This is a genomic window from Phaeovulum sp. (genome assembly GCF_030684035.1).
Taxonomy (GTDB): Bacteria; Pseudomonadota; Alphaproteobacteria; order Rhodobacterales; family Rhodobacteraceae; genus UBA6213.
This window is the reverse complement of the sequence record NZ_JAUXPI010000044.1, coordinates 1-22,815: the sequence shown is the minus strand read 5'-3', so window position 1 is coordinate 22,815 and position 22,815 is coordinate 1. Positions and strand designations below refer to the sequence as shown.

The following is a 22,815-nucleotide window of genomic DNA, read 5'->3' as shown; positions in this document are numbered from 1 at the left end:
CCCCTCAGAATGCCGGTTTTGTCTGACGGCGGCGTTGCAGCATCACCACCAGGCCCAGCAACAAGAGCGCGGGGATGTAGAACAGCTCCCTTGGCAGCCGCTCGGCCGGGGTGAGCACGGCCAGCACCTCGGCGCGCTCGCTGGCGTAAAAGTCGATGCCCGAAAGCTTTTTCTGATAAGGAGTGCCGAACATCGGCTCGTCCATGAACATCCGCGTACCCTCGGGGATGAGCAGCAGCCCTGCCGCCGCCGCGCGCCCTGTCTCCGGGGCATTCTCGGCCACGGTATAGACCAGCGTCGTTTGCGTCGTCTTGCCCTGTACGAAGGTAGGCCCGGCCACCACGAAACGGATCTGGTCGCCGGAATTTGCGGCATCCATCGCGGCGGCCAGTTCGACCGGCGGGCTTTCGTGGAACGGTGCCTGCACCCGGTTCAGCCAGAACCCCGGCACGAACAGCGTGAAAGCCACCAGCAGGAGCGCCGCACTTTCCCAAAGCCGCGAGCGGGCGAAAAAATAGCCCTGGGTTGCCGCGGCGAACAGGAGCATCGCAAAGGTCGCAACGCAGAAAATCGCCACCGCCTGCACGAGCCCGCCCCATGTGGCCAGATCAACGCCGTAAAGGATCAGCGAAGGATTGTAGATGAACAGGAACGGCAGCGCCACGGTGCGCAGCGAATAGCCAAAGCCGATGACGCCGGTGCGGATCGGGTCGCCCCCCGAAACCGCAGCGGCGGCAAACGAGGCCAGCCCCACCGGCGGCGTCACATCGGCCATGATGCCGAAGTAGAAGACAAAGAGATGCGCCGCGATCAGGGGCACGATCAGCCCCTGTTGCGCCCCGAGTGTCACCACCACCCCGGCCATCAGCGACGAGACCACGATATAGTTTGCCGTGGTCGGCAGGCCCATGCCGAGGATCAGCGAGAACACCCCGACCAGCAGCAGCATCAGGAACAGCTTGCCCGCCGAGAGCATCTCGACAAGGCCCGCAAGCTCGGTGCCGATCGGGGTCTTGGTGACGGTGGCGACGATGATCCCGGCGGCGGCGGTGGCCACCCCGATGCCGATCATGTTGCGCGCCCCCGCGATCATGCCCTGGATCAGGTCGTCGAAGCCCTGGCGCAGCGCCGCCGCCACATCCTGCCCGCGAAACAGCGCCTTCATCGGGCGCTGCGTGGTGATGATCACCAGCATCATCGCCACCGCATAAAACGCCGATTTCGCAGGCGACTGCATCTCGACCATCAAGAACCAGACCAGCACCAGGATCGGCAGCAGGAAGTGCAGCCCGGTCGGAAACACCTGCGCCACGGTGGGCAGATGGAACACCTTTGCGTGGGGGTCATCGAGCGCCAGATCCTCGCGACCGGCGGCCACCCGCACCATCGCGACATAGGCCAGCAGCACGGCCCCCAATACCAGCGCATTGGCCAGCGCGGGTGCCAGTGCGCGCAGCCCGCCGACGCCGTAAACCAGCGCCGTGAAACCCAGGGCCGCCGCCACGAAACCTGCGAAGATCTTCAAAAACATCTGCGTCAGGCTTTTGGCCTGCCCAAGCGCGGGCATGTCGCGCTTCAGCGCCTCCAGATGCACGATATAGACCAGCGCAATGTAGGAAATCACCGCCGGAATGAAGGCGTGCTTGATCACATCGACATAGGGGATGCCGACGAATTCGACCATCAGGAAGGCTGCGGCCCCCATCACCGGCGGCATGATTTGCCCGTTGACCGAACTTGCCACTTCGACCGCGCCGGCCCTTTCGGCAGAGAAGCCCACGCGCTTCATCAGCGGAATCGTGAAGGTGCCGGTGGTCACCACATTGGCGATAGACGAACCCGAGATCAGCCCGGTCATCGCCGAGCCGACGACAGCGGCCTTAGCCGGACCGCCGCGCAGGTGGCCCAGCCCGGCAAAAGCTATCTGGATGAAATAATTGCCCGCCCCGGCCTTGTCGAGAAGCGCGCCGAACAGCACGAACATGAACACGAAACTTGTCGATACCCCCAGCGGAATGCCGAAAACGCCTGTCGTATCGAGCCATTGCGCGTTGACGATGGTGTTGAACGAAAGCCCGTTGTGCTCGATCAGATCGGGGATCAACCAGCCGCGCCCAAACCAGGCATAGGCCATGAACAGGCCACCCACCACCGCCAGCGCGGGGCCCAGCGCGCGCCGCGACGCTTCAAGCAGCAAAACGATGCCGACCGCGCCGACGATCACCTGCGCTTCGGTCGGCAACCCGGACCGGGCAGTAACCGCCAGCCGCGCCGAAAAGGCAAAAACGTAAAACGCTGTGCCCGCCGCAACGATCGCCAGCAGCCAGTCGATCAGTGGCACCCGGTCGCGCGGCGAGGATTTGCGGGCCGGATAGGCCAGATAGGCAAGCAGCACCGCAAAGGTCAGATGCAAGGGCCGGGTCTGCGACGAGTTCATTACCGGCAGATATTGTCCGAACCAAAGCTGCGGCTGCGCGATCCAGAGCTGATAAAGCGACCAGGCCAGCGCCACTCCGGCGATGAACAGCGCCACCGCGCGGCTGGCGGGCGCGCGCGCGCCGCTGTCGGAACTGGTGACAAGATCCTGCAATTCCGCATCGCTGAACTTCCTCCCGGTCTCGCTGCCAACCGGATCTGCGTCGTTTGCCATATCCAGGCCCCTCTCTCACCATCGACCGGGCCGCAGCGGCATCCGCAGCGGCCCGGCGAAAGAACCATGGGGGGGGGCTGCCTGCGCAGACCCCCAACTCGCATCACATTACTTGATCAGGCCGACTTCGCGGAAGTAGCGCTCGGCACCAGGATGCAGCGGCGCGGAAAGCCCGTCATTGGCCATTTGCGCCGGATCGAGGTTGGCGAAGGCAGGATGCAGTCTCTTGAACTGGTCAAGATCGCTGAACACCGACTTGACGAGCTGATAGACCACCTCATCGGGCACCGCCGCGCCGGTGACCAACGTGGCACCCACGCCGAAGGTCGTCACATCTGCGGCGGAGCCGCGATACATGCCGCCGGGAATGGTGGCGACGCGGTAGAACGGGGTATCGGCAACCAGTTGGTCGATTTCGGGGCCGACGACGTTCACCAGCACCGAATCGCAGGCCGTCGTCGCCTCCTGGATCGAACCCGACGGGTGGCCCACGGTGTAGATCATCGCGTCGATGTTGTTGTCGCACAGAGCCTGGCTCTGCTCGCCCGCCTGCAACTCGCTGGCCATCGCAAAGTCGGCGGTGGTCCAGCCCTTGGCGGCCAGCACCACCTCCATCGTCTCGCGCTGCCCCGAGCCGGGGTTGCCGATGTTCACGCGCTTGCCCTTGAGATCGTCAAAGGTGACGATGCCGCTGTCGGCGCGCGCCACCACGGTGAACGGCTCCGGATGGATCGAGAATACCGCGCGCAGATCGCTGATGGCACCGGTCTGGGCGAATGCCGCCGCGCCGTTGTAGGCGTTGAACTGCACGTCCGATTGCGCGACGCCGAATTCCAGGTCGCCCGAACGGATCGCGTTGACGTTGTAGACCGAGCCGCCGGTGGATTCGACGCCGCAGCGGATACCGGTTTCGGCGCGGGTCTTGGCCATCATCCGGCAGATTGCGCCGCCGGTCGGGTAATAGACGCCGGTCACGCCACCGGTGCCGATGGTGATGAAGGTCTGTTCTTGCGCGGATGCGGCACCGGAAAGCGCCAGGCCGAGCACCGCTGCGGTCGCAAGCAGGGTCATTTTCATGGGATGTCCTCCTGTCAGACTGTAAAGGCTTGTTTCGGGCGCGCCCTCTGACGGGCACGGACCTTGGCAAGTAGATGAAACGTTTGTATCGCCAGAGTCAATCTCGTATTACAGTTGCATTCTCTGATGAGGCCCCCTTGAACGACACCCCCACCCCGCACCCCGAACCCGCCCCGCTGTTCGCGACCCTCGCCGAGCTGGCCGCGGCGCTGACGCGGGCTTCCGCCAGCGCCACGCCGCAGCCTGCGGCGCTGGCGCGCTGGCTGGCCGACCGCCCCGAGGAGATCGCTTTTCAATCGGTGCGCACCATGGCGGCAATGTCCGGCAGCAATGCCAATACCGTGCTGCGCCTTGCCCGCGTCCTGGGCTTCGCCGGGTTCGAGCCGCTGCAAACCGCGGTGCGCGACCTTTTGCGCCGCGAAACCACCGCGGATCTGGCCAGCCGCGTGGCGGCCTTGCGCGCGCACAGCAGCAAGGACCTTGGTGCCTCGCTTCGCGCGGCCACGCTTGGCAATATCGAGGCGCTTTATACCGACGCGCTTGATGCCCAGATAGCCCGCTGCGCCGAAGCGCTGCTGGCAGCGCGCCGGGTGCATTGCCTCGGTGTGCGCAGCTGCTATTCGGTCGCGCATTACCTCAGCTATACCGGCACCATGGCTTTCGCGAACTTTCAGCCGACGCCGGCGCAGCCGGGGCTGATTGTCGATGCGATGTCCACCTGCACGCCCGAAGATATCGTCATCGCCATCAGCTACGCGCAATATTCGGCCGAGGTGATCCGCGGTTGCGATATCGCGCAAGGCTGCGGCGCGCGGATCATCGCGCTGACCGACAGCCACGCCTCACCGATCGCGCGCGGTGCCTGGCAGGTGTTCCGGCTGCCAATGGCGGGGCCGCAACTGCTGCCCTCGCTGACCGGCGCGTTTCATCTGGTCGAGCGGCTGCTGGTGGAACTGGCCAGCCGCAGCCCCGACACCGAGCAGCGGCTGCGCGACGCCGAGGCCCGGCTCTTGCGTTATGGCGGTTATGTGCGGCAGTCCTTCACCACCAAGGTACGCGACAGCTAGAGCCTGTCCGACAAAAGTGGGCACCGGTTTTGTCGCAAGACAGGCGCAAACCAGGAAGCTGGAGTCTGCCTGGCGCTTCTTTCAGCGCCAGACAGACTCGAGACCCGCTTGCCCCGGTGCCGCAGCAGATGTTGGCGCGAAAGCGCGTTCCGTTTCATCCGGCTTTCCAACCATGCCCGTTGATCTTGCGCGAGCTCATGATGCACGACGGCGGGACCGCGCCCGTAGGCGCTGCTCGACGCTGCCGCGATGAGGGTGGTCAGCACCTCGCCAGTGGCACCTGCAAAAGCCGCGCAAAATATGGCGCGGGTCGGCTATCCGGCAAGCGCGAGTCCTGGCGCTTTGGCCCCGCCGCGGGCCGAGCTGCGCACCGTGCCACCCTCAACCGCGGCCAAAGACCCCGATATCGATCGCTACCACCATCTCGGCATTCGCGGCACCCGGATCCCGGATCGGCGTGCGGGCTTGCGGTCACAGGGCCGGACCAGACTGCCCGTTCCGCCGCATCAGGGCGCATCCGCGGTCGGTCTTGCCGGTATCCCCGGAGCATGTTGGCGGCCATTTCGGCAGCCGTCGCCGCAACCGATCGCCCAGCTTCGGTCTGCGCCTCAACTGGCCACAATGCCGGGCCAAAGCTGCGGCAGCATGGTCAACACCGACGGCAAGCGTACGTCGAGCGCGGGAATGCCTGCGGCGCGCGCGGCCTGCAGGCCCTGATCGCTGTCTTCCAGCACCAGGCAGCGCGCCGGGGCGTGGGCCATGGCGCTGGCGGCCATCAGGAACATCCCCGGGTCGGGCTTGGCCTTGCCCGCCTCGCTCAGCGTCACCACCGGGTCGAACAGATCGCCAAGCCCCGCCGCGGCAAGCATCGCCTGCACCACCGGTTTCTCGGCGTTCGAGGCAACCGCCATCGGCAGGTGCCCGAAGCAGCGACGCGCCAGAGCCGCGACCGGCGCATTCGCCCGCACCGTGGTTGCCGCCCGCGCAAGCGTGGCGGTGATGCTTTCGGCTTCGAGCCGCGCTCGGTCGAGCCGCAGCCCGCTTTGGGCGCAAAAGGCGGCGATCAGATCGCGGCGCGCGAACCCGGTGCGGGCTTCGTACCAGGCGCGATCGAGATGCGCACCCTGCGCCGCGAGCGCCGCGCTGAACGCCGCGAAATGCAGATTCGCGCTCAGAACCAGCGTGCCGTCGCAATCAAAGATCAGCGCCTCAGGTACCATGCTGATCGGCACTCCGGGCAAGCGCAGCAAAAAGCCCTGCTCGCGTGACCGGTTTGGGCAAAACCGCCAGCCGCGCACCATACTGCCCGCCCAGCGGGTTGATGTCGGGCAGCCGCCCCGAGACCACGACACAAACCGTGCGCGGATCGGCCAATGCGGCTTCGGCGATCGCCCAGCCTGTGGCCTGCCCCTGCAATGACAGATCGGTGAGCACCAGATCGAAGCGTGCGGCGGCCAGCTGTTCGAGCGCCTCGGCGGCGAACTCGGCCCCGACCACCTCGACCCCCGGCAGCGCCAGTTCGGCGCGCGCAAGCGCAAGTTGCGCAGGGTCATCCTCGACCAGAAGAATGCGCCGCCAAGGCAGAGCAGGCGCTGTGGTCTCGTCGGTCACCACCGGCGGCAGCACCAGGCACACCGTGGTGCCCCTGCCTTCGGTCGAATCGATGCGCATGTCGCCGCCCGACTGCCGGATGAAGCCATAGACCATCGCCAGCCCGAGCCCGGTTCCGGTGCCGTCAATTCGTGCCGAGAAAAACGGCTCCATCGCGTGGCGCAGGACCTCGGCGCTCATGCCTTTGCCGGTATCGGCAACCTCGATCTGCGCCGCGCCATCGGCCAGGCGGGCAATGGAAATGGTGATCTGTCCGCCCGCCTCGATCGCCTGCGCGGCGTTCAGGCAGAGGTTGAGGATCGCGCTTTCAAGCTGCCCGGGGTCCACCTTTGCCAGAAGCGGCTCGGTCGAAGGCTGGATCGTCAGCGCCACCCCGTCGTGCAACGCGAATCCGACCAGATCGGCCAGGCCCTCGACCAGCGCGTTGAGCTCGATCACTTCGGGGTCAAGCTGTTGGCGCCGTGCGAAGGCCAGCAACCGCTCGGTCAGCGAGGTGCCAAGATCGACCGCCGAGCCGATCGTTTGGCGCAGCGCCAACTGGCGCGCGGGCGCGGCGGTTTCCATCAGGTGCAGACTCCCCGAGATGGTAGAAAGGATGTTGCCAAAATCATGCGCGACTTCGCCCGAAACCTTGCCCAACGCCTCGATCCGCTGAATCCGCGCGAGGCGCTCTTCCATCTGCCGCCGCTCGGTCGCATCCGAAACCAGCGCCACCGAGCCTCCGCCAGGCAGCGGGCTTTCGCGCCACTCGGCATGATGGCCATCGGGCAATGAAAGATCGGCAAAGCCACCAGGGCCGGGTTCAACCAGCCAGCCGGCCGCCGCGACGGCTTCAGCCAGCACCACGCGCCCCTGAAGCGATGCAGGGTCGATCCGCAGCACTTGCGCAAGGCGATCATTGGTGCTGACCAGCGCGCCGCCTTCGGCAAGCACCGCGACGCCGTCACTGATTGCTTCCATCATGTTGCCAAATAGCGCGGTGCGCTGCGCCGCCTGGCGGTAGGAACGGTCAAGCCGAAGCGCGTTGGCGCGGAAGCTGCGAAACGCGTACAGGAGCTTGCCGATTTCGTCACCCGCGCCCTCGCCGCGCGGCAGTCGCGATGATCGGTCGCCCGCCGCCAACCGCATCATCGCATCCGAAATGGCGCGCAGGTTGGCGGTAACGTGCCCCGAGACATAGAGGGCCGCGATCAGCGCCAGCCCGGTGCTGGCCAAGCCGATGCTGAGGATCGTCAGCTTGGCCAGCGAAATCGCCGTGGCGGTGCGCGCCCGTTCTTCGGCAATCGTGGCCTGCGCCGCGGCGTTGACCGCAGCCGAATGGGCGATAACCGCGGCGCTGCCGTAGCGGATGCGCACCAGCGCCGCTTCAGCATCTATCGCCCTTGCCAGCTCGAAGCGGCGCAGATCGAAAAGCCCGCCCTCGCCTTCGGCCAGTTTGACCAATCGGCCCAGCGCCTGGGTGCCCGGTGCTGCCACCGCGCCCGCCAGCCGGCGCGACAGGCCGTAATATTCGCGGTGAAACTCGCCCACGCCGATCAGGTTTTCGGCCCGCGAAGCCGCAAGCAAGACCGCCGCAAGCCGTTGCAGACTAAGCCAGTCCTGCCGCTCGGCCAAGCTGGCCCCGGGTTCGGCAGAGAACGCGGCAAAGCGGCGTTCGCTCTGCGCCAGTTCCGCCGCGAGCCGCAGCACAAGGTCGCGCAACGCTGCACGGTCCGAGGCCGCAGCGACCAGGTTGGCAATAGCGGCTCCGGTGTCGGCGAGCACCGGCGCAAGCGCGTCGCCCGGCGGCAGCTGGATTTCAGCGGCTTCGACCAGCGCGGTCGCCGCACCGCCTTCCTGGGCGACTCGAAACGGGCTTTTCAGTGTCAGCAGATAGGGTGCCAGCGTCGCCAGGTCCGAGGCTTGCCGCGAGAGCACCAGCGCGCGTTCGACCGCGACCAGGGTTTCGCCATGCAGCCGGTCGAACCGGTCGCGCGCGCGATCGATCGCAATCCAGGCGACCAAGCCGAGCATCAAGTTCGCCGCCGCCAGCGCCGCCAGCGCCGACATCAACCGCGCCCGTACCGACAGCCGCCTCACGTCGGCGCTCCGGACCGGGTGACAAAGACATAACCCATACCGCGCCGGGTCTGCAAATGGACCGGTTTCGAGGGCACCGGCTCGATCTTTCGGCGCAACCGCAAGATCAGCACGTCGATGGTGCGGTCCATGTACTGCGACAGGTCGTTGCCCAGTTCGCGCATCAGATCGGTGCGCGCGATGATTCGATCGGGGTGGCGCAGGAAATGCTCCAGAAGCCGGTATTCCGCGTTGGTCAGCGCGATCTCGGCACCATCGGCACCGATCAGCTCCCGCCGGGTCAGATCGAGCCGCATCGCGCCGAACGGCAGGATTTGGTTGGCCGAGCGATCCGGCAGGGACGGTGAGGGTCGCCCCGCGCGGCGCAACACGGCGCGCACCCGCGCGATCAGTTCGCGCGGGTTGAAAGGCTTTGACATGTAATCGTCGGCACCCGTCTCCAGCCCGATGATGCGGTCGGTATCGTTGCCGCGGCCTGTCAACATGATGATCGGCAGGCCCAACCGCTGGCGAATGGCGACGGCCAGCGCCAACCCGCTTTCACCGCCTGCAAGCCTGAGGTCGATCAGCGCAAGGTCCACCTCGGGGGCCGGACCGAGAGCCAGGAACGCCGCCCCGTCCGGTAATGGCAGCGGTTGAAAGCCGCTTTCGGCCAACAGCGCCGCGACCGTCGCACGCAAATCCGGGTCATCATCGATGACCGCCACAACTGGCCCGCCCGCAGCCTCGCCCGGCATGTTCTGTTGCCCTCCCCTCGCTTGCGCATGTCTTCGCCGATTACGGCTCCGCTGTGAACTGTGTGGACCGATTTTGTAACTTTGTTCATGAAAAATCCACATCAGACCGGACCTGGAGGTGCCGTACCATCTCGACCGCGGGCGCGCGGTTGTGCCAACCTGCCGCCGACCCGACCGGAAGAGGAGTCCGGTTCGGGCAGTGTCTGGAGGAATAACAATGAATCGCAAACACACGATCAGCGCGCTGGCGCTGGCTGCTGCCTTTGGTGCCTCGGGTGCCTTCGCGGAACAACTGAACGTGGTCTGCTCGAACGAGCAGGCCTGGTGCGACCTGATGACCCAGAATTTCAAGATCGACACCGGCATCGACGTGGCGATGGTGCGCAAGTCGACCGGCGAAGTGCTGGCGCAGATCCGCGCCGAGGCCGGAAACCCCAAGGTTGACGTTTGGTGGGGCGGCACCGGCGACCCGCACCTGATCGCCGCCGCCGAAGGGCTGACCCAGGCCACCACCGCGGATGTCGGCGGTCAACTCGGCTGGTCGCTGAACATGACCGAAATGTCGGGCGGCAGGGCCGTCGGCGTGCATGTCGGACTGCTCGGCATCATCTACAACACCGAGGTTCTGGCCGCGAAGGGCCTGACGGTTCCCGCCTGCTGGAGCGATCTGGCCAGGCCCGAATACCGTGGCGAGGTTCAGGTTTCCAACCCCAACAGCTCGGGCACCGCCTATACCGAGCTGGCCACCCTGGTGCAGCTTTTCGGCGAGGACGAAGGCTTCAAGCTTCTGGCCGCGATCGGGGCGAACGTGAACCAGTACACCAAATCCGGCTCCGCCCCCGGCAAGGCCGCGGCGCGCGGTGAAACCACCATCGGCATCGGCTTCATGCATGACATGGTGAAGCTGAAGAAGGACGGCTTCCCGGTGGCGATCGTCGCCCCCTGCGAAGGCACCGGCTACGAGGTCGGCGCGGTTTCGGTAATCGCCGGCACGCCCAACCTCGCAGCGGCGACGCGCTGGGTGGAATATGTGCTCAGCGCCGAGGCGCAATCGCGCGGGCTCGAGGTGGGGGTTTACAATATTCCTTCGAACCCCGCCTCGGCTACTGATCCTGACGCCCCCGACATGGCAGGGGTCAAGCTGATCGATTACGACTTCGCGACCTACGGCTCTTCGGCGACCCGTGAGCGCCTGCTCGCGCGTTGGGAAACCGACGTGAAATACGCAGGCGGCGCGATCGAGTAAACATGCCGCACACAGAGCCCGCCCCGCCACGCCGCAAGGCCTGCCGGGGCGGGCAATCCCCAAGGGTGCCCTAAAGATGACGCGGACCGCAGGCATTTGGCTTATGATCGGGCTGGCGGGCTATGCGCTGCTGCCCTGGTACATTTCGGCCGGCGGGTTCTGGTCGTTCGGCTGGCTCGCTGCACCGCTCGGGGCCGGGTCTTCGGCGCTGGTCTGGGCCATGTCAGGCCGTTTGTGGCTGGTCGGGCCACTGCTTGGCCTGGGATTTGCCGCTGCGGTGCTGGCAGCGCGCCGCCCGCCGCTTGCAACCGCGCGCGGGCTGGTCGCGGCCGGCGCGCTGGGCCTTGCAACAATGCTCGGGCAGGGACTGATGATCCTCGGCACCGGCACCCGCTTCGGATTGGCCGAGGCGTCGCAGCCCGGCATGGGTGCGGGTGCCTTTGTCACCGCCGCGGCGCTCCTGTTCCTGATCACCACCGGCATCTCGGGGCTTGGCCGTGGCCGGGGCGATGCCTTTGTTACCGGGCTGGTCGGGCTGGTAGTGGCGCTGGTCGCGGTCTTTGTCTTTTATCCGATGGCCTTTATCCTGATCCGCGCCTTCGAGCTGAAGGGCGGGGCGGGATTTGGCGTTTCGGAGTTCCTGCCGCGCTTCTTCGCGCCGGAAATCTGGTCGGTCTCGTGCCTCGGCGGCGGGCGCTGGTGCGGACCGGCCGTGAACTCTTTGCTGCTGGCGCTCTTGACCGGGGCGGGCACGACGCTGCTGGGGCTGGCCTTCGCGCTGATCTTCACGCGCACCGATTTTCCCGCCAAGCGGCTGTTGCGGGTGCTCACCATCCTGCCGATCATCACGCCGCCGTTCGTGATCGGACTTGCGCTGATCTTGCTGTTTGGCCGTGCGGGCACCATCACCGAGTTTTTCGCCGATGCCTTCGGCTGGGAAAAGACCCGCTGGCTTTACGGTTTCTGGGGCGTCTGGCTGGCTCAGATGCTGTCATTCGCGCCGATCGCCTTCCTGGTGCTGATCGGCGTGGTCGAGGGGGTCAGCCCGTCGATGGAGGAAGCCAGCCAGACGCTCAATGCTACCCGTTGGCAGACCTTCCGATATGTGTCGCTGCCGCTGATGCGGCCGGGCCTAGCCAATGCATTCCTTCTCGGTTTCATTGAAAGCCTCGCCGATTTCGGCAACCCGCTGGTGTTGGGCGGCAACTTCAACGTGCTTTCAACCGATATCTATTTCGCCATCGTCGGCACGGTGGCCGACCCGGCCAAAGCCGCGATACTGTCGATGATATTGCTCGCGATGACGCTGAGCGCCTTCGTGCTGCAACGACAGTGGCTGGGCAACAAAAGCTACGCGACCGTCACCGGCAAGGCCGATTCCGGCCGCCATGCGGCGTTGTCAAGCGGGGTGCGGCGCGCCTGTTACGCGCTTGCGCTGCCTTGGGCGGCGTTCACGCTGGCGGTCTATTTGCTGATCGTTTTCGGCAGTTTCGTAAAGCTCTGGGGCTACGACCATACCTTTACGCTGATCCATTACAAACGCGCCTTCGGCATCATCATGCGCAACGGCATCCACTTTACCGGCGCGGCCTGGGACAGCTACTTCACCACGCTCACCATCTCGGCCATTTCTGCGCCGCTAACCGCAGCGGTGGGCCTGGCCACCGCCTACCTGCTGGTGCGCCAGAATTTTATCGGCAAGGGCGCATTTGAATTTTCAACCATGCTTTCCTTTGCAATTCCCGGCACTGTGATCGGCGTTGCCTATGTCATGGCGTTCAACTTTCCGCCGATCGAGTTGACCGGAACCGCGTTGATCCTGATCATCGTCTTCGTGTTCCGCAACATGCCGGTGGGGGTGCGCGGCGGCATAGCCGCGATGAGCCAGCTTGACCGCTCGCTCGACGAAGCCTCGATCATGCTCGGCGCGAACAGCGCCACCACGCTGCGCCGGGTGATCCTGCCGCTGCTGGGCCCGGCCATCCTTGCCGCGCTGACCTACAGTTTCGTGCGCGCAATCACCTCGGTTTCTGCGGTGATCTTCCTGGTTTCCGCGCGCCACAACATGGCGACAGCGTTCATCGTCGGCCGGGTGGAAAACAACGAGTTCGGCATCGCAATTGCTTATGCCACGGTCCTGATCGTCACCATGCTGGCCGCGATCCTTGCGCTGCAGGCGCTGATCGGGCGTCGCCGCCTGCGCCGCACCGACAGGGTTGAGGCGCATTGACACCAACGGAGAGAAAAATGACCCGAGGTTCCGTTCGTTTCGAAGGTGTCGGCAAACGCTTTGGCAAGGTTACGGCGCTTGAGCCGCTGACGCTCGACATCGCGCCCGGCACACTGGTCACGCTGCTCGGGCCTTCGGGCTGCGGCAAGACCACCACCTTGCGCCTGATCGCGGGGCTCGAAAGCGCCAGCGAAGGGCGGATTCTGATCGGCGGGCACGACGTGACCCATCTCGCCGCCACCTACCGCCGGGTGTCGATGGTATTTCAGTCCTACGCGCTGTTTCCACATATGACGGTGCTTGAAAACGTCGCCTACGGGCTGCGCGTCAAACGCCTGCCAAAGGCCGATGTTCAGGCGCAGGCCGAGGAGGGGCTCGCGCTGGTCGGGCTGACCGGTTTCGGTGCCCGGCTGCCCTCGGAACTTTCCGGCGGCCAGCAGCAACGCGTCGCGGTCGCCCGCGCGATCGTGCTCGAACCCGAGGTGCTGTTGCTCGACGAGCCGCTTTCCAACCTCGATGCGAAACTGCGCCGCCATGTGCGCGAAGAGATCCGCCAGATCCAGCAGCGACTTGGCCTGACCGCCGTCTATGTGACGCATGATCAGGAAGAGGCGATGGCGGTTTCCGACCGCATCATCGTGATGAAGAACGCAGAGATCGCCCAGGAAGGTTCGCCACACGACCTTTATGATCGCCCTGCCTCGGCCTTCATCGCCGATTTCATCGGCGACGCGAACTTGATCGACGTGGAGGTGACGCTGGCGGGTGCGACGACCGGGTTGACCCTGCTCGACCGGCCTCTGACGCTGCCATTGGCCAGCATCGAGACGGGCCCGGCGAAACTGGTGCTGCGTCCGCATCAGTTGCAGCTTTCCGCCGAGCCCCTACCCGGCAGCCTGCCCGCCGAGGTTCGCTATGCCGCCTGGCTTGGTAACCAGATCCAGTACACGCTCGATAGCGCCGCAGGCCCGCTGTTTGCCATTACTGCGCCGGTGGCCGCGCCGTTCCGGCAAGGCGACAGTGTTCATCTCACGTTCGCGGCCTCCGATGCGCGGCTGGTGCGGGGCTAAGCTGCATCGGGCGTGTTGCAAGATGCGCGCGAAAGGACCTGCCGGTCTGGCGCGGCGGGCACCCGAAGATCCGACTCCCCGCACGTCCACCGCCGGAATGCTCTGCATCCCGTCGGCTTTGATGGTGGCAAAGAGTATTGCGATATCAATGATCGGTGGTCGTGCGCAGCGGATTGCGGGCGAACCTCGCTGTGTCTTCACCCAAGGCGCTTGCGCATCGGGTGCCCGACGATCCAGCGCCCCTGCCGCGGCGGCCCCGCGGGCCGCCAGCCAGCCGCCAGATAGAAGCGCGTGGCGGTGGCGGTGGCGGTAAGCAGCCCTTCGGTGCAGCCCCGCGCGGCCAGTTCCGCCTCGAGCCGCAGCAGCATCGCCCGGCTGATGCCCCGAAACCGCGCGGCGGGGGCGACATAGTTGAGGGTGATCCTGCCCTGCCCCGACGCCAGCCCGGCAAGGCTGAACTCGCCCACACCAACCAGTTGGCCCGCAACCTCGGCCACAAACACCCCGCCCGACGCAATCCGCGCAGCCAGCGCCGCAGGTGTCTTGTCGGCCAGCCAGCGCGACAGCACGCCGGGGTCGCCGTGGTGATCGGCTTCGCATAACTCGGTGATCGAGGTCACGCGAACCGCAGAAGCAGCCTGCGCATCAGCGACCGCCGCCGGGCGGATCCGCACGCTCACTCCGGGTGCTGCGGGGCCTTGCGCGAGGGTGCCACATAGGGCCGCGTCACATCGCGCAGCGCAAGGTTCAGGCACTCCACCTCGGCGGCAATCGCGCCGTCACCCGCCAGCGTCAGGGTAAGCCGCCCGCTGCCGTCTTCGCCCGGTGCCCAACCGAGATCGAGAAGCGAAAGCACGGTGCCCCCTGCCCCCGGCGTTACCCCAGAAAGCTGCACCGCAAGCACATCGGAAATCAGCAACAGCGCGCGCACCCGCTCGAACGGGCGTCCCTGCGCCTCGGCGCTGACCCGGTCTTCCCAGCGAAAGCGGTTGAGAAGCAACCCCAGCCGCCGCGCCTTGCGGTCATAGTGGATGTCGGCGCTGCTCAGGATCGCGTCCTGCACCAGCGCCGCGAGCACCGCCAGATCTTCGGCAGTTTCGGCTTTCAGCCGCAGCGGCACCTCGGCACCGTCTTCGAAGCGTGCATCGCTCATTCGCGCACCCGCTCGATATCGGCACCGACGGCGCGCAGCTTTTCCTCGACCCGCTCATAGCCGCGATCAAGGTGGTAAACGCGGCTGACCACGGTTTCGCCCTCGGCCGCCAGCCCGGCGAGGATCAGCGACACCGAGGCGCGCAGGTCGGTCGCCATCACCGGCGCGCCTTTCAGCCGCTCTACGCCGATAACGGTCGCGGTGCCGCCATGCACGGTGATGCGCGCACCCATGCGCGATAGCTCGGGCGCATGCATGAAACGATTCTCGAAGATGCGTTCTTCCAGCACGCTCACCCCCTCGGCGGTGCACAAGAGCGCCATCATCTGGGCCTGCAGATCGGTTGGAAAGCCGGGGAACGGCTCGGTCACCACATTCACCGCATTCACCCGCCCGTTGCGGCGGCGGACGAGAAGCCCGCGCGCGGTTTCGGAAACGTCGATCCCCGCCTCGCCCAGCTTCGCCGCGAATGCGCCCACCAGATCAAGCCGCCCACCGATCAGTTCCACCTCGCCGCCACAGATCGCCGGGGCGAGCATGTAGGTGCCAAGCTCGATGCGGTCGGTCACCACCGGGTGCGTGGCACCGCCAAGCCGGTCCACCCCCTCGATGGTGATGGTCGATGTGCCCTCGCCCTCGATATGTGCCCCCATCTTGCGCAGGCACTCGGCCAGATCGACGATTTCCGGTTCGCGCGCGGCGTTCTTCAGCACGGTCGTGCCCTTGGCCAGTGTTGCCGCCATCAGCGCGTTTTCCGTGGCACCCACCGAAACGAATGGAAACTCGACCTGAGCGCCCCGAAGCCCGCGCGGGGCCTTGGCATGTACATAACCGTCGCGCAGATCAAGCTCGGCCCCCAGGGCTTCAAGCGCCTTCAGATGCAGATCCACCGGCCGCGCGCCGATCGCGCAGCCACCGGGAAGCGAGACCACCGCCTGCCCTTCGCGCGCCAGCATCGGCCCGAGCACGAGAATCGAGGCGCGCATCTTGCGCACGATGTCATAGTCAGCCGTGTGGCTGGAAATCGCGTGGCTCGACAGCGCCAGCACCTGGCCGCCCTGAAGGCTTGCCACCTCGGCACCGAGGCTGGCCAGAAGCTGGGTCATGGTGGCGATGTCGGATAGCCTGGGCGCATTCGTCAGGGTCAGCGGTGCCTCGCTCAGCAGCGTCGCGGGCATCAGCGCAAGGCAGGCGTTTTTCGCCCCGGCAATCGGGATGGCACCTTGAAGCGGCCTGCCGCCGCGCACGATGATCTGGTCCATTCAGCTTTCCTGCCTCTCGCCGTTCTGGTCGTTCTTGTCTGCCGTCGCCGTCGCGCGCCCGCGCGCCTGAGCCTTGCGCCGCAAAAGATTGGCGCGCAGCGCTTCGGCAAGCCGCGTCGCGCGCGCGGCCTTGCCCTCTGCCGCCTGTTTTGGAGCTTTGCCGGTCATGCGACCCTCTCTAGCGACATTGCGCGCAGCCGTCCAGATTTCGCGGCGGCGCGCGCAGGTACGCCGAACGGCGCGAATCAAGACGATTTGTCACATGCGCGTGCCCGGCAGCGCCGTCTAGTCTGTCGGAAGCGCATAAACCGGATAGGGCCGTGGTGTTTGGAGTTCACCCCAGAACTGCCGCGTTACGCAGAGTTTTTCTCGCCCTGCTGGTGTTTGTCCTGCTGTCGCCGACGCTCGGCGGGCTTGCGCTGCGCGCTGGGGGCAGCGGCGTCGATGATTTCACTGATCCGCGCTATCTGTGCACCCACGACCTGAGCGCGGCGATGGCAGACCTGGCCGGGGCCGCGCCCGCGACCGGCGACAGGGAGCCGGTGCCGCCCTTCCAGGACCCGAGCTGTTCGCTCTGCATCGCGCTGGCGCGCGCCGTCTTCCCCGAGCCCGCGCTGATCGCGCCAATGCCGACAGCCAACCGCAGCGAAACCCTGCGGCGCAACGACCCCGAGACGCCGGTACTGGCCAAGCGCACGCTGCCGCAAAACGCGCGAGCGCCACCATACCTGATCTGACCGCCGGTTAAGGCGTCGGCACAGAGCCGCCGCACCGCCCCTCAACGGGCGCGCAAACCCGGCACCGCCGCCGTTCCCGCACAGCTTTGCGCCGGGCCTGAAGGGCGGCTGCGCCAACACGCAGCAACAGGAGATCAGAAATGTTCAAAATCACGCTTTCAACAGGCGTAGCCATGTTACTGGCAACCTTCGGCCCTGCGGGAGCAGAGCCGCTGGTAGTTGCCGAGGAACTGAAGGCCTGCATCGAATGCCACTCTGGCACCACCGAGATCGGCCAGCAGATTCTTTCCGCCAAGGCGGGCTGGGCGCAATCGGTGCATGCCAACGGCCAGCGCCAGCTGGTGTTCGACAGTGCCAGCCATCAGGCGATCGGGTTCTATTGGGGCGGATCGATGTCGTCGATGGGCAACGGGTCCAGCTGCCAAGTCTGCCACACCAACGAGGGGTTCCTGAACCGCCTCGCGGGCAAGTATGACAGCCCCGAGGCGGTTGCCGCCGAAGTCCTCGCCCACCCCTCGCCGATCGGCTGTTCAACCTGCCACACGCCGCATCAAGAAACCAACTTCGCGGTTCTCACGGTGCCTTCCGGCACCCCGGTGCACAATGGCATCAACGCAACCTACGACAAACCGGAAGGCAGCATCTGTGTCAGCTGCCACTCGGTGCGGCTGATGGACGGGCGGGTGGCCACCTTCGATACGACGATCGATCGCATCATGAACTCGCTCAAGTCAGACTTCGCGCTCAACGCGCATTTCGGCCCGCATTATGGCGGCGAGGCCGATGTTCTGGTCGGTGCGAACGGTGCCGAATACGCGGGCAGGGAATATCCCGACGACTCGACGCATTCGGTCGATCCGAAATCCAACTGCGTCAGTTGCCACATGCCGTTGCGCACCGACATGATGTCGCATCTGTCCGCCGGACTTGGCAACCACAGCTTCGAGATCACCGCGCCGCTGCGGGGGTCGATGGCGGCGAACCTCGGGGGCTGCGAAAGCTGCCACGATATCGTCAAACGCGACCTGACGACCTATTCGGTGCCGGTCTCGGATGGCTATCTGGTCGCCGGTTCGCTCTACTTTCAGGATGCCAAGGACTGGCTGGCAAGCACCGACTCCGCCACCGTCAAGCTCGAGATTCCCAAACAGCCCGCGCGTCTGGTCAGCGACATTCTGGTGCGCCTTGCCGACCCCGATCAGGGGTGTTCCGGCCTGCTGAAGGCCGCCTATGACAAGGTTACCGGGTCGCAAAACGGCATGAGCTTTGCCAATGACGGGCACGAGCGCTGCGTGATCTCGGGCTACGGCCGCGACAAGCTGCCCGCGGCGACCAGCGAAACCGACCCCTCGGCACGGCTGCTGAAGGCGATCTGGAACTTCGCCCTGATAACCGAGGGCGACGCCAGCATGGGCCTGCACAACCTCAACTATACCTTGCGGCTGCTTTATGACAGCTGCGCCGACCTGAACGATCTCGTCGGCGGCGCGGACCTCAAGACCGCCTGCAATGACCCGGAGGCAAACCGTCCCTGACGCGCTGCCGACCAAGGGTTGACCTCTGCCGGGCGAGGCGCAAGCCTCGCCCGGATCGTCTGGTCCGGCGGTGTGGGACCCGCCGGGTGATCCGCGTCTCTGGCCCTTGCGCCGCCGCTGGCGGCACCGGAGCGGGCACCGGACACCGGCCGGTTTGCGGCGCGAGATTGCGCTTGCACGGCATGGCGATTGCGTCTAAATCCGCGCCCACGGTCTGCAAGACCCAACCGGCGCTGTGGTAGCTCAGTGGTAGAGCACCCCCTTGGTAAGGGGGAGGTCGAGAGTTCAATCCTCTCTCACAGCACCATCTTTTTCCCTTTTCCGAATCCTCTCCGGGCCGCCCCGGAAGCGGCGGTCCTGCGCGGTGGTTTTTCCGTCGAGGAAACGGTTTCCGCTTGTCGATATGCCCCCTGCATCAGGGCGCGTCGCCCAGGGAGACATGATCGCGAGCGACCGACATGGACTTGAGCACCGCGTGGACATGATCGCCCGGGCGCAAGGCGAGCGACGCGACGGCACGGCTGGTGATGCTGGCAAGAATGATTTCTTCGCCAAGCGCAAGCCGCACCATGACCGCCGGGCCTTCGGCTTGCGAGATGTCAACCACCTGCACCGGCAGGATATTCTGTGCCGACAGGCCTTCGGGGTGGGCGCGCGACAAGATCACCTCATGCGCCATGATCCGCACCCTTACCTGCGCCCCAGGGGCGGCATCCAGCCGCGGCAACCACAATGTGCCCGCACGGGTGGTCAGCCGGGTCATGCCATCGTTGGCATGGCTGTGAACCGTCGCACGCAGCATCGCCGCCGCCTCGCGGACACCCATGGCTTGCAGAGCCAAGCGGTCGGACATGACAACCGCCGTCGGCCCGGATGCCACCATCCGGCCCGCCTCGATCACCACCATGCGGTCGGCCAGAAGCTGCGCCTCGTTGACATCATGCGTCACCAGCACCACGGGCATGTCGAGCACCCCGCGAAGAGCGCGAATTTCGGCATAAAGCGCTTCGCGCGTGGCGCGGTCCACCGCCGAAAACGGTTCGTCGAGAAGCAGCACCTGCGGATTGCGCGCCAGAGCGCGTGCGACCGCCACCCGCTGCTGCTGGCCTCCCGAAAGCTCGGCAGGCATCCGCGCGCCAAGGGCGTGCAGATTGACCAGCGCCAGCAGGCGGTGCGCCTCGTCGCGCTGCGCGGCTTTCGTGCGCGCCGTCATGGCCGACATCACATTGGCCTCGGCGGTCATATGCGGAAACAGCGCGTAGGACTGGAACACCATCCCCACATGGCGAAGGTGTGCCGCAAGGTTCACCCCACGCGCCGTATCCACCCAAGTTTCACCGGCAACGGCAACCAGCGCCTGCGCTGGCGTCCAAAGCCCTGCGATGGTGCGCAGCAGGGTGGATTTGCCCGATCCGGACGGGCCGACGAGCGCCAGCAGTTCCCCCGGCTGCACCTCGAACGCCACATCGAGCGGGATCGGACCCTGCGCCTTCACCATGACCTGCAGCACCATCACGACAGCCTTTTGCCAAGGCGCGCCGACAGCCAGAAAGTCAGCGTGATGGTGCCGAGCGAAATTGCCAGAAGCACCGCCGACATCGTGCCTGCACCTGCCATGTCGAACCCCTGCACCTTGTCGTAGATCGATATGGCGATGGTCTTGGTCTTGCCCGGAATCGAGCCACCCACCATCAGCACGATGCCGAATTCCCCCAGCGTATGGGCAAAGGTGAGCACCATTGCGGTCAACAGCCCCGGCCAGGCCAGCGGCAGCTCCACCTTCCAGAGCGACCGCATCGGCGACATCCCGCAGCATGCCGCCGCCTCGCGCACTTGCAGCGGAATCGCCTCGAACCCGCGCTGCGCGGGCTGAATCGCGAAAGGCAGGTTGAAGATCACCGAGGCCAGCAGAAGCCCCTGGAAGGTGAACACCAGTTGCTCGCCGAACACGGCAACCCAGGCCTGCCCGATGGGCGAGCGCGCGCCAAAACCGAGCAACAGATAAAAGCCGAACACCGTTGGCGGCAGCACCAGCGGCAACATCACCAGCGCCTCGACAAGGCCTTTGGCCGCAAAGCTGCGATAGGCCAGAAACCGGCCCACGAAAATCGCAACCGGCAGGAGGATCACCACGGTCCACCCTGCCAGCCGCAGCGACAACAAGAGCGACGTCCAGTCCAATCCTATTCTCCGGGCAGCCCGAAACCGTATTTCTTCATGATCTCACGCGCGGCAGGGGTGCCGATATAGACATAGAAGGCCTCGGCAACCGGCCCCGCCGATTTCAACAGCACCATGCGCTGATTGAGCGGCGCGTGCCAGTCTGCCGGGATAAGTTGGTAGCTGCCAAGTCTGGAGACCTGTTCCGACAGCGCCAGCGAATAGGCGATGATGCCGCCCTCGGCGTCGCCCGAAGTGGCAAATTGCGCCGCCTGGCTGACGTTCTCCCCCAGCACCAGAAAGGGCCCGAGCGCCTCCCATATTCCCTGGTGCCGAAGCGCCTCCATCGCCCGCCTGCCATAGGGCGCATGTTCCGGGTTGGCGATGGCGAAATGGCTGATGTTCCCCGCCGCCAGTGCCGCCCTCAAGGTTTCGAGGCTGCCATCCGCGGCAAGGCGGGAGCCGTGCGGCACCATCATCACGATCCGGCCCTGCGCGTAAAGCGTGCCTTCGTCGCGGGTCAGGCCCGCTGCCGCCAACCAAGCCACATAGCTTTCATCCGCCGCCATATACATCTGGTAGGGCGCGCCCTCGCGAATTTGGGTGGCGAAGTTGCCGGTAGAGCCGAAGGCAAGGTCCACCTTCGTGCCGGTCTCGGCCGCGAAAGCCGCCGCAATCTCGGTCAGCGCAAACTTGAGGTCGGCCGCGGCGGCGATCACCGGCCTGTCCTCTGCCATGGCAGAAACCGGCGCGAGGCCAGACATCAGGGCCAGGCCGAATGCCGCCATGCCACGGCGGGTCTGATCGAGCATCGGCTGTTCCATCCGGGTTGTGATATGTTTCGCCGAACATATCAGCCGATTCATCGGGCCCAGGCAAGCGTTATTACTGCTCGGGAATATCCTTCAGCAGATCTGCCAGCGTGGCGACCGGCTTTTTGCCCGCCGCGGCTGCAGCAGCCACCACCTCCTGGTAGTGCCGCAAGACTGCATGGCCGGTTTCGGTCAAGACCGCGCCGCCGCCTTTCGGCCCGCCGCGGGTGCTTTCGACCAAAGGCTCGCGGAACATCGCGTTCAAGGTCTCGATCAGCATCCAGGCGCGCTTGTAGCTCATCCGCATTTCGCGCCCTGCCGCGGCGATGGACCCGGTGCGCGCGATCCGTTCCAGGAGTTCGGCCTTGCCTGGACCCAGCATTCTGCCATCGCCAAAGACGATGCGGATGCGCAGACCGGGGGGCGGGGCGTTTTTGGCCATGGCGCGACTATGGCAATCCGGGACTGCGCGAGGCAAGCGCAATCTGGTCAGCGGCGGTCGCGAAGCACCGCTGTCGGCGGCGGACACATTGCCAGAGCCGCACCCGGCAGGCCTTTCAGCCGCATTTCGAATGGCCGCAGTCGCCGCAGGTGTCAGCATGGCCGCCTCCGCCCGGGGGTCAGGCAGGTTGGCGGCATTCAGCGCAGTGATTGCCGCCAGAGGCCACCGCGATCACCCAGCAAGGTGCGGCGCTTGTTTGAAACTTGCCGCGCGGAGCCCTGTTGGCTTTGCAACCAGAGAATAAGCCTTACGAAATATTCCACTACTCTGGCGTGAATATCGGCCAATTTTGGCCGATTACCATCGGCAACTGTTCCTTTAGTCTGGAATTATACTAATATAAATTCGAGGTGAATACGCCTCAGGGAGCAATCAGGGAGAAAATATCATGAAATTCAAACCTATTTTCGCCATGACCTGTGTGCTGGCCATGTTCGGTACCACCCCCGCACTTGCCGGTGCCCCCGACGACCCCGGCGCAGGGGGCCAGGCGGTGAAAGCGACAGTCGCGCTCTACAAGAGCGCGGGCATCCCGTTTGGCCAGGCTGTCAGCGAGTTCGTGCAGAACTCTGACGCGAATCTCGGCGGGCAAGTCAGCGCCATCAACGAGCCCAACCCGCCCAACGACAACGGCGGCGGCAACGACTAGCCCCCACCGCATGGCACCTAGTGTTCGACACCTGACGTAGGATTCCCGCCGGTGCCATGCTGTGGCATAGTCGGAGGATGAGACGCTCCGACATCTACCTTTTCCTTGGCCCCGCCGACCGCGCTGAGCTTCAAGCTCTGCTGACCAACCGCAACACGGCGCGCAAGCTCGCGTGGCGGGCGGGCATCGTGCTCGCGACCGCAGACGGTCAGGGCACCGTCGAGATCATGCGGCGGAC

20 protein-coding genes and 1 tRNA gene are annotated in these 22,815 nt (G+C 65.6%); 8 read left to right on the top strand and 13 right to left on the bottom strand.

Annotated elements, in window-relative coordinates; translation table 11 throughout:
• Positions 1 to 4 precede the first annotated feature (4 nt).
• Positions 5 to 2,650, bottom strand: a complete 2,646-nt coding sequence (locus Q8J98_RS10040) for a TRAP transporter permease (RefSeq protein WP_305294218.1) — start codon at positions 2,648 to 2,650, stop codon at positions 5 to 7.
• A gap of 108 nt (positions 2,651 to 2,758) precedes the next feature.
• Entirely contained in the window at positions 2,759 to 3,727 is a 969-nt protein-coding gene (locus Q8J98_RS10035; protein WP_305294217.1) for a TAXI family TRAP transporter solute-binding subunit, read from the bottom strand.
• Positions 3,728 to 3,864: 137 nt separating this feature from the next.
• On the opposite strand from Q8J98_RS10035, the gene Q8J98_RS10030 reads away from it, so the two are divergent.
• Positions 3,865 to 4,794 carry a MurR/RpiR family transcriptional regulator gene (locus Q8J98_RS10030; RefSeq protein ID WP_305294216.1) on the top strand — a complete coding sequence of 310 codons (930 nt, stop codon included), beginning with the start codon at positions 3,865 to 3,867 and terminating at the stop codon, positions 4,792 to 4,794.
• A gap of 608 nt (positions 4,795 to 5,402) precedes the next feature.
• On the opposite strand, the gene Q8J98_RS10025 is transcribed toward Q8J98_RS10030, so the two are convergent.
• The 3 genes from Q8J98_RS10025 to Q8J98_RS10015 are packed head-to-tail and all read right to left on the bottom strand — an operon-like array spanning position 5,403 to position 9,221.
• Positions 5,403 to 6,014 (bottom strand): HAD family phosphatase, encoded by a 612-nt coding sequence (locus Q8J98_RS10025; RefSeq protein WP_305294215.1) that lies wholly within the window; start codon positions 6,012 to 6,014, stop codon positions 5,403 to 5,405.
• Complete coding sequence (locus tag Q8J98_RS10020; protein WP_305294213.1) at positions 6,004 to 8,484, bottom strand: ATP-binding protein; 2,481 nt, start codon at positions 8,482 to 8,484, stop codon at positions 6,004 to 6,006. The genes Q8J98_RS10025 and Q8J98_RS10020 overlap by 11 nt, the downstream gene beginning before the upstream one ends.
• Positions 8,481 to 9,221, bottom strand: coding sequence for a response regulator (locus Q8J98_RS10015; protein ID WP_305294212.1), 741 nt, complete (start codon positions 9,219 to 9,221; stop codon positions 8,481 to 8,483). Before Q8J98_RS10015 ends, Q8J98_RS10020 begins: the two co-directional genes overlap by 4 nt.
• 217 nt (positions 9,222 to 9,438) lie before the next feature.
• Here Q8J98_RS10015 and Q8J98_RS10010 point away from each other — a divergent pair, with 217 nt between their 5' ends.
• The 3 genes from Q8J98_RS10010 to Q8J98_RS10000 all read left to right on the top strand — a co-directional run bounded on the left by Q8J98_RS10010 (position 9,439) and on the right by Q8J98_RS10000 (position 13,767).
• Positions 9,439 to 10,467 carry an ABC transporter substrate-binding protein gene (locus Q8J98_RS10010; RefSeq protein ID WP_305183908.1) on the top strand — a complete coding sequence of 343 codons (1,029 nt, stop codon included), beginning with the start codon at positions 9,439 to 9,441 and terminating at the stop codon, positions 10,465 to 10,467.
• A 76-nt stretch (positions 10,468 to 10,543) separates the two neighbouring features.
• Positions 10,544 to 12,697 carry an iron ABC transporter permease gene (locus Q8J98_RS10005; RefSeq protein ID WP_305294211.1) on the top strand — a complete coding sequence of 718 codons (2,154 nt, stop codon included), beginning with the start codon at positions 10,544 to 10,546 and terminating at the stop codon, positions 12,695 to 12,697.
• 17 nt (positions 12,698 to 12,714) lie between these two features.
• The gene (locus Q8J98_RS10000; protein WP_305183906.1) at positions 12,715 to 13,767 is read left to right on the top strand and encodes an ABC transporter ATP-binding protein; all 1,053 of its coding nucleotides are present in this window, start codon (positions 12,715 to 12,717) and stop codon (positions 13,765 to 13,767) included.
• A 197-nt stretch (positions 13,768 to 13,964) separates the two neighbouring features.
• On the opposite strand, the gene Q8J98_RS09995 is transcribed toward Q8J98_RS10000, so the two are convergent.
• Genes Q8J98_RS09995 through Q8J98_RS09980 form a run of 4 tightly spaced genes read right to left on the bottom strand, consistent with a single transcriptional unit; the run spans position 13,965 to position 16,350 of the window.
• Positions 13,965 to 14,441, bottom strand: a complete 477-nt coding sequence (locus Q8J98_RS09995) for a GNAT family N-acetyltransferase (protein WP_305294210.1) — start codon at positions 14,439 to 14,441, stop codon at positions 13,965 to 13,967.
• A gap of 2 nt (positions 14,442 to 14,443) precedes the next feature.
• A complete protein-coding gene (locus Q8J98_RS09990; protein ID WP_305183904.1) occupies positions 14,444 to 14,920 on the bottom strand; it encodes a DUF2948 family protein in 477 nt (158 codons plus the stop codon).
• Positions 14,917 to 16,182: a UDP-N-acetylglucosamine 1-carboxyvinyltransferase gene (murA, locus tag Q8J98_RS09985; RefSeq protein ID WP_305183903.1), complete on the bottom strand. Its 1,266-nt coding sequence runs from the start codon at positions 16,180 to 16,182 to the stop codon at positions 14,917 to 14,919. Before murA ends, Q8J98_RS09990 begins: the two co-directional genes overlap by 4 nt.
• Positions 16,183 to 16,350 carry a hypothetical protein gene (locus Q8J98_RS09980; RefSeq protein WP_305294209.1) on the bottom strand — a complete coding sequence of 56 codons (168 nt, stop codon included), beginning with the start codon at positions 16,348 to 16,350 and terminating at the stop codon, positions 16,183 to 16,185.
• A gap of 152 nt (positions 16,351 to 16,502) precedes the next feature.
• Between Q8J98_RS09980 and Q8J98_RS09975 the strand changes: the two genes are divergently transcribed.
• The 3 genes from Q8J98_RS09975 to Q8J98_RS09965 all read left to right on the top strand — a co-directional run bounded on the left by Q8J98_RS09975 (position 16,503) and on the right by Q8J98_RS09965 (position 18,761).
• Entirely contained in the window at positions 16,503 to 16,919 is a 417-nt protein-coding gene (locus tag Q8J98_RS09975; protein ID WP_305294208.1) for a hypothetical protein, read from the top strand.
• Positions 16,920 to 17,059: 140 nt separating this feature from the next.
• Positions 17,060 to 18,454: a cytochrome c3 family protein gene (locus tag Q8J98_RS09970; RefSeq protein ID WP_305294206.1), complete on the top strand. Its 1,395-nt coding sequence runs from the start codon at positions 17,060 to 17,062 to the stop codon at positions 18,452 to 18,454.
• A 232-nt stretch (positions 18,455 to 18,686) separates the two neighbouring features.
• Positions 18,687 to 18,761 (top strand) — tRNA-Thr (locus tag Q8J98_RS09965).
• 108 nt (positions 18,762 to 18,869) lie between these two features.
• On the opposite strand, the gene modC is transcribed toward Q8J98_RS09965, so the two are convergent.
• The 4 genes from modC to Q8J98_RS09945 form a co-directional block, all read right to left on the bottom strand.
• Positions 18,870 to 19,967 (bottom strand): molybdenum ABC transporter ATP-binding protein, encoded by a 1,098-nt coding sequence (gene modC / locus Q8J98_RS09960; protein ID WP_305294205.1) that lies wholly within the window; start codon positions 19,965 to 19,967, stop codon positions 18,870 to 18,872.
• The gene (modB, locus tag Q8J98_RS09955) at positions 19,967 to 20,635 is read right to left on the bottom strand and encodes a molybdate ABC transporter permease subunit (RefSeq protein ID WP_305294204.1); all 669 of its coding nucleotides are present in this window, start codon (positions 20,633 to 20,635) and stop codon (positions 19,967 to 19,969) included. Before modB ends, modC begins: the two co-directional genes overlap by 1 nt.
• A 2-nt stretch (positions 20,636 to 20,637) precedes the next feature.
• Positions 20,638 to 21,426, bottom strand: a complete 789-nt coding sequence (modA, locus tag Q8J98_RS09950; RefSeq protein ID WP_305183897.1) for a molybdate ABC transporter substrate-binding protein — start codon at positions 21,424 to 21,426, stop codon at positions 20,638 to 20,640.
• Positions 21,427 to 21,499: 73 nt separating this feature from the next.
• Positions 21,500 to 21,868: a winged helix-turn-helix domain-containing protein gene (locus Q8J98_RS09945; RefSeq protein WP_305183896.1), complete on the bottom strand. Its 369-nt coding sequence runs from the start codon at positions 21,866 to 21,868 to the stop codon at positions 21,500 to 21,502.
• Between the two features lie 448 nt (positions 21,869 to 22,316).
• On the opposite strand from Q8J98_RS09945, the gene Q8J98_RS09940 reads away from it, so the two are divergent.
• Positions 22,317 to 22,577: a hypothetical protein gene (locus Q8J98_RS09940; RefSeq protein ID WP_305294203.1), complete on the top strand. Its 261-nt coding sequence runs from the start codon at positions 22,317 to 22,319 to the stop codon at positions 22,575 to 22,577.
• The last annotated feature ends 238 nt before the right edge of the window (positions 22,578 to 22,815 follow it).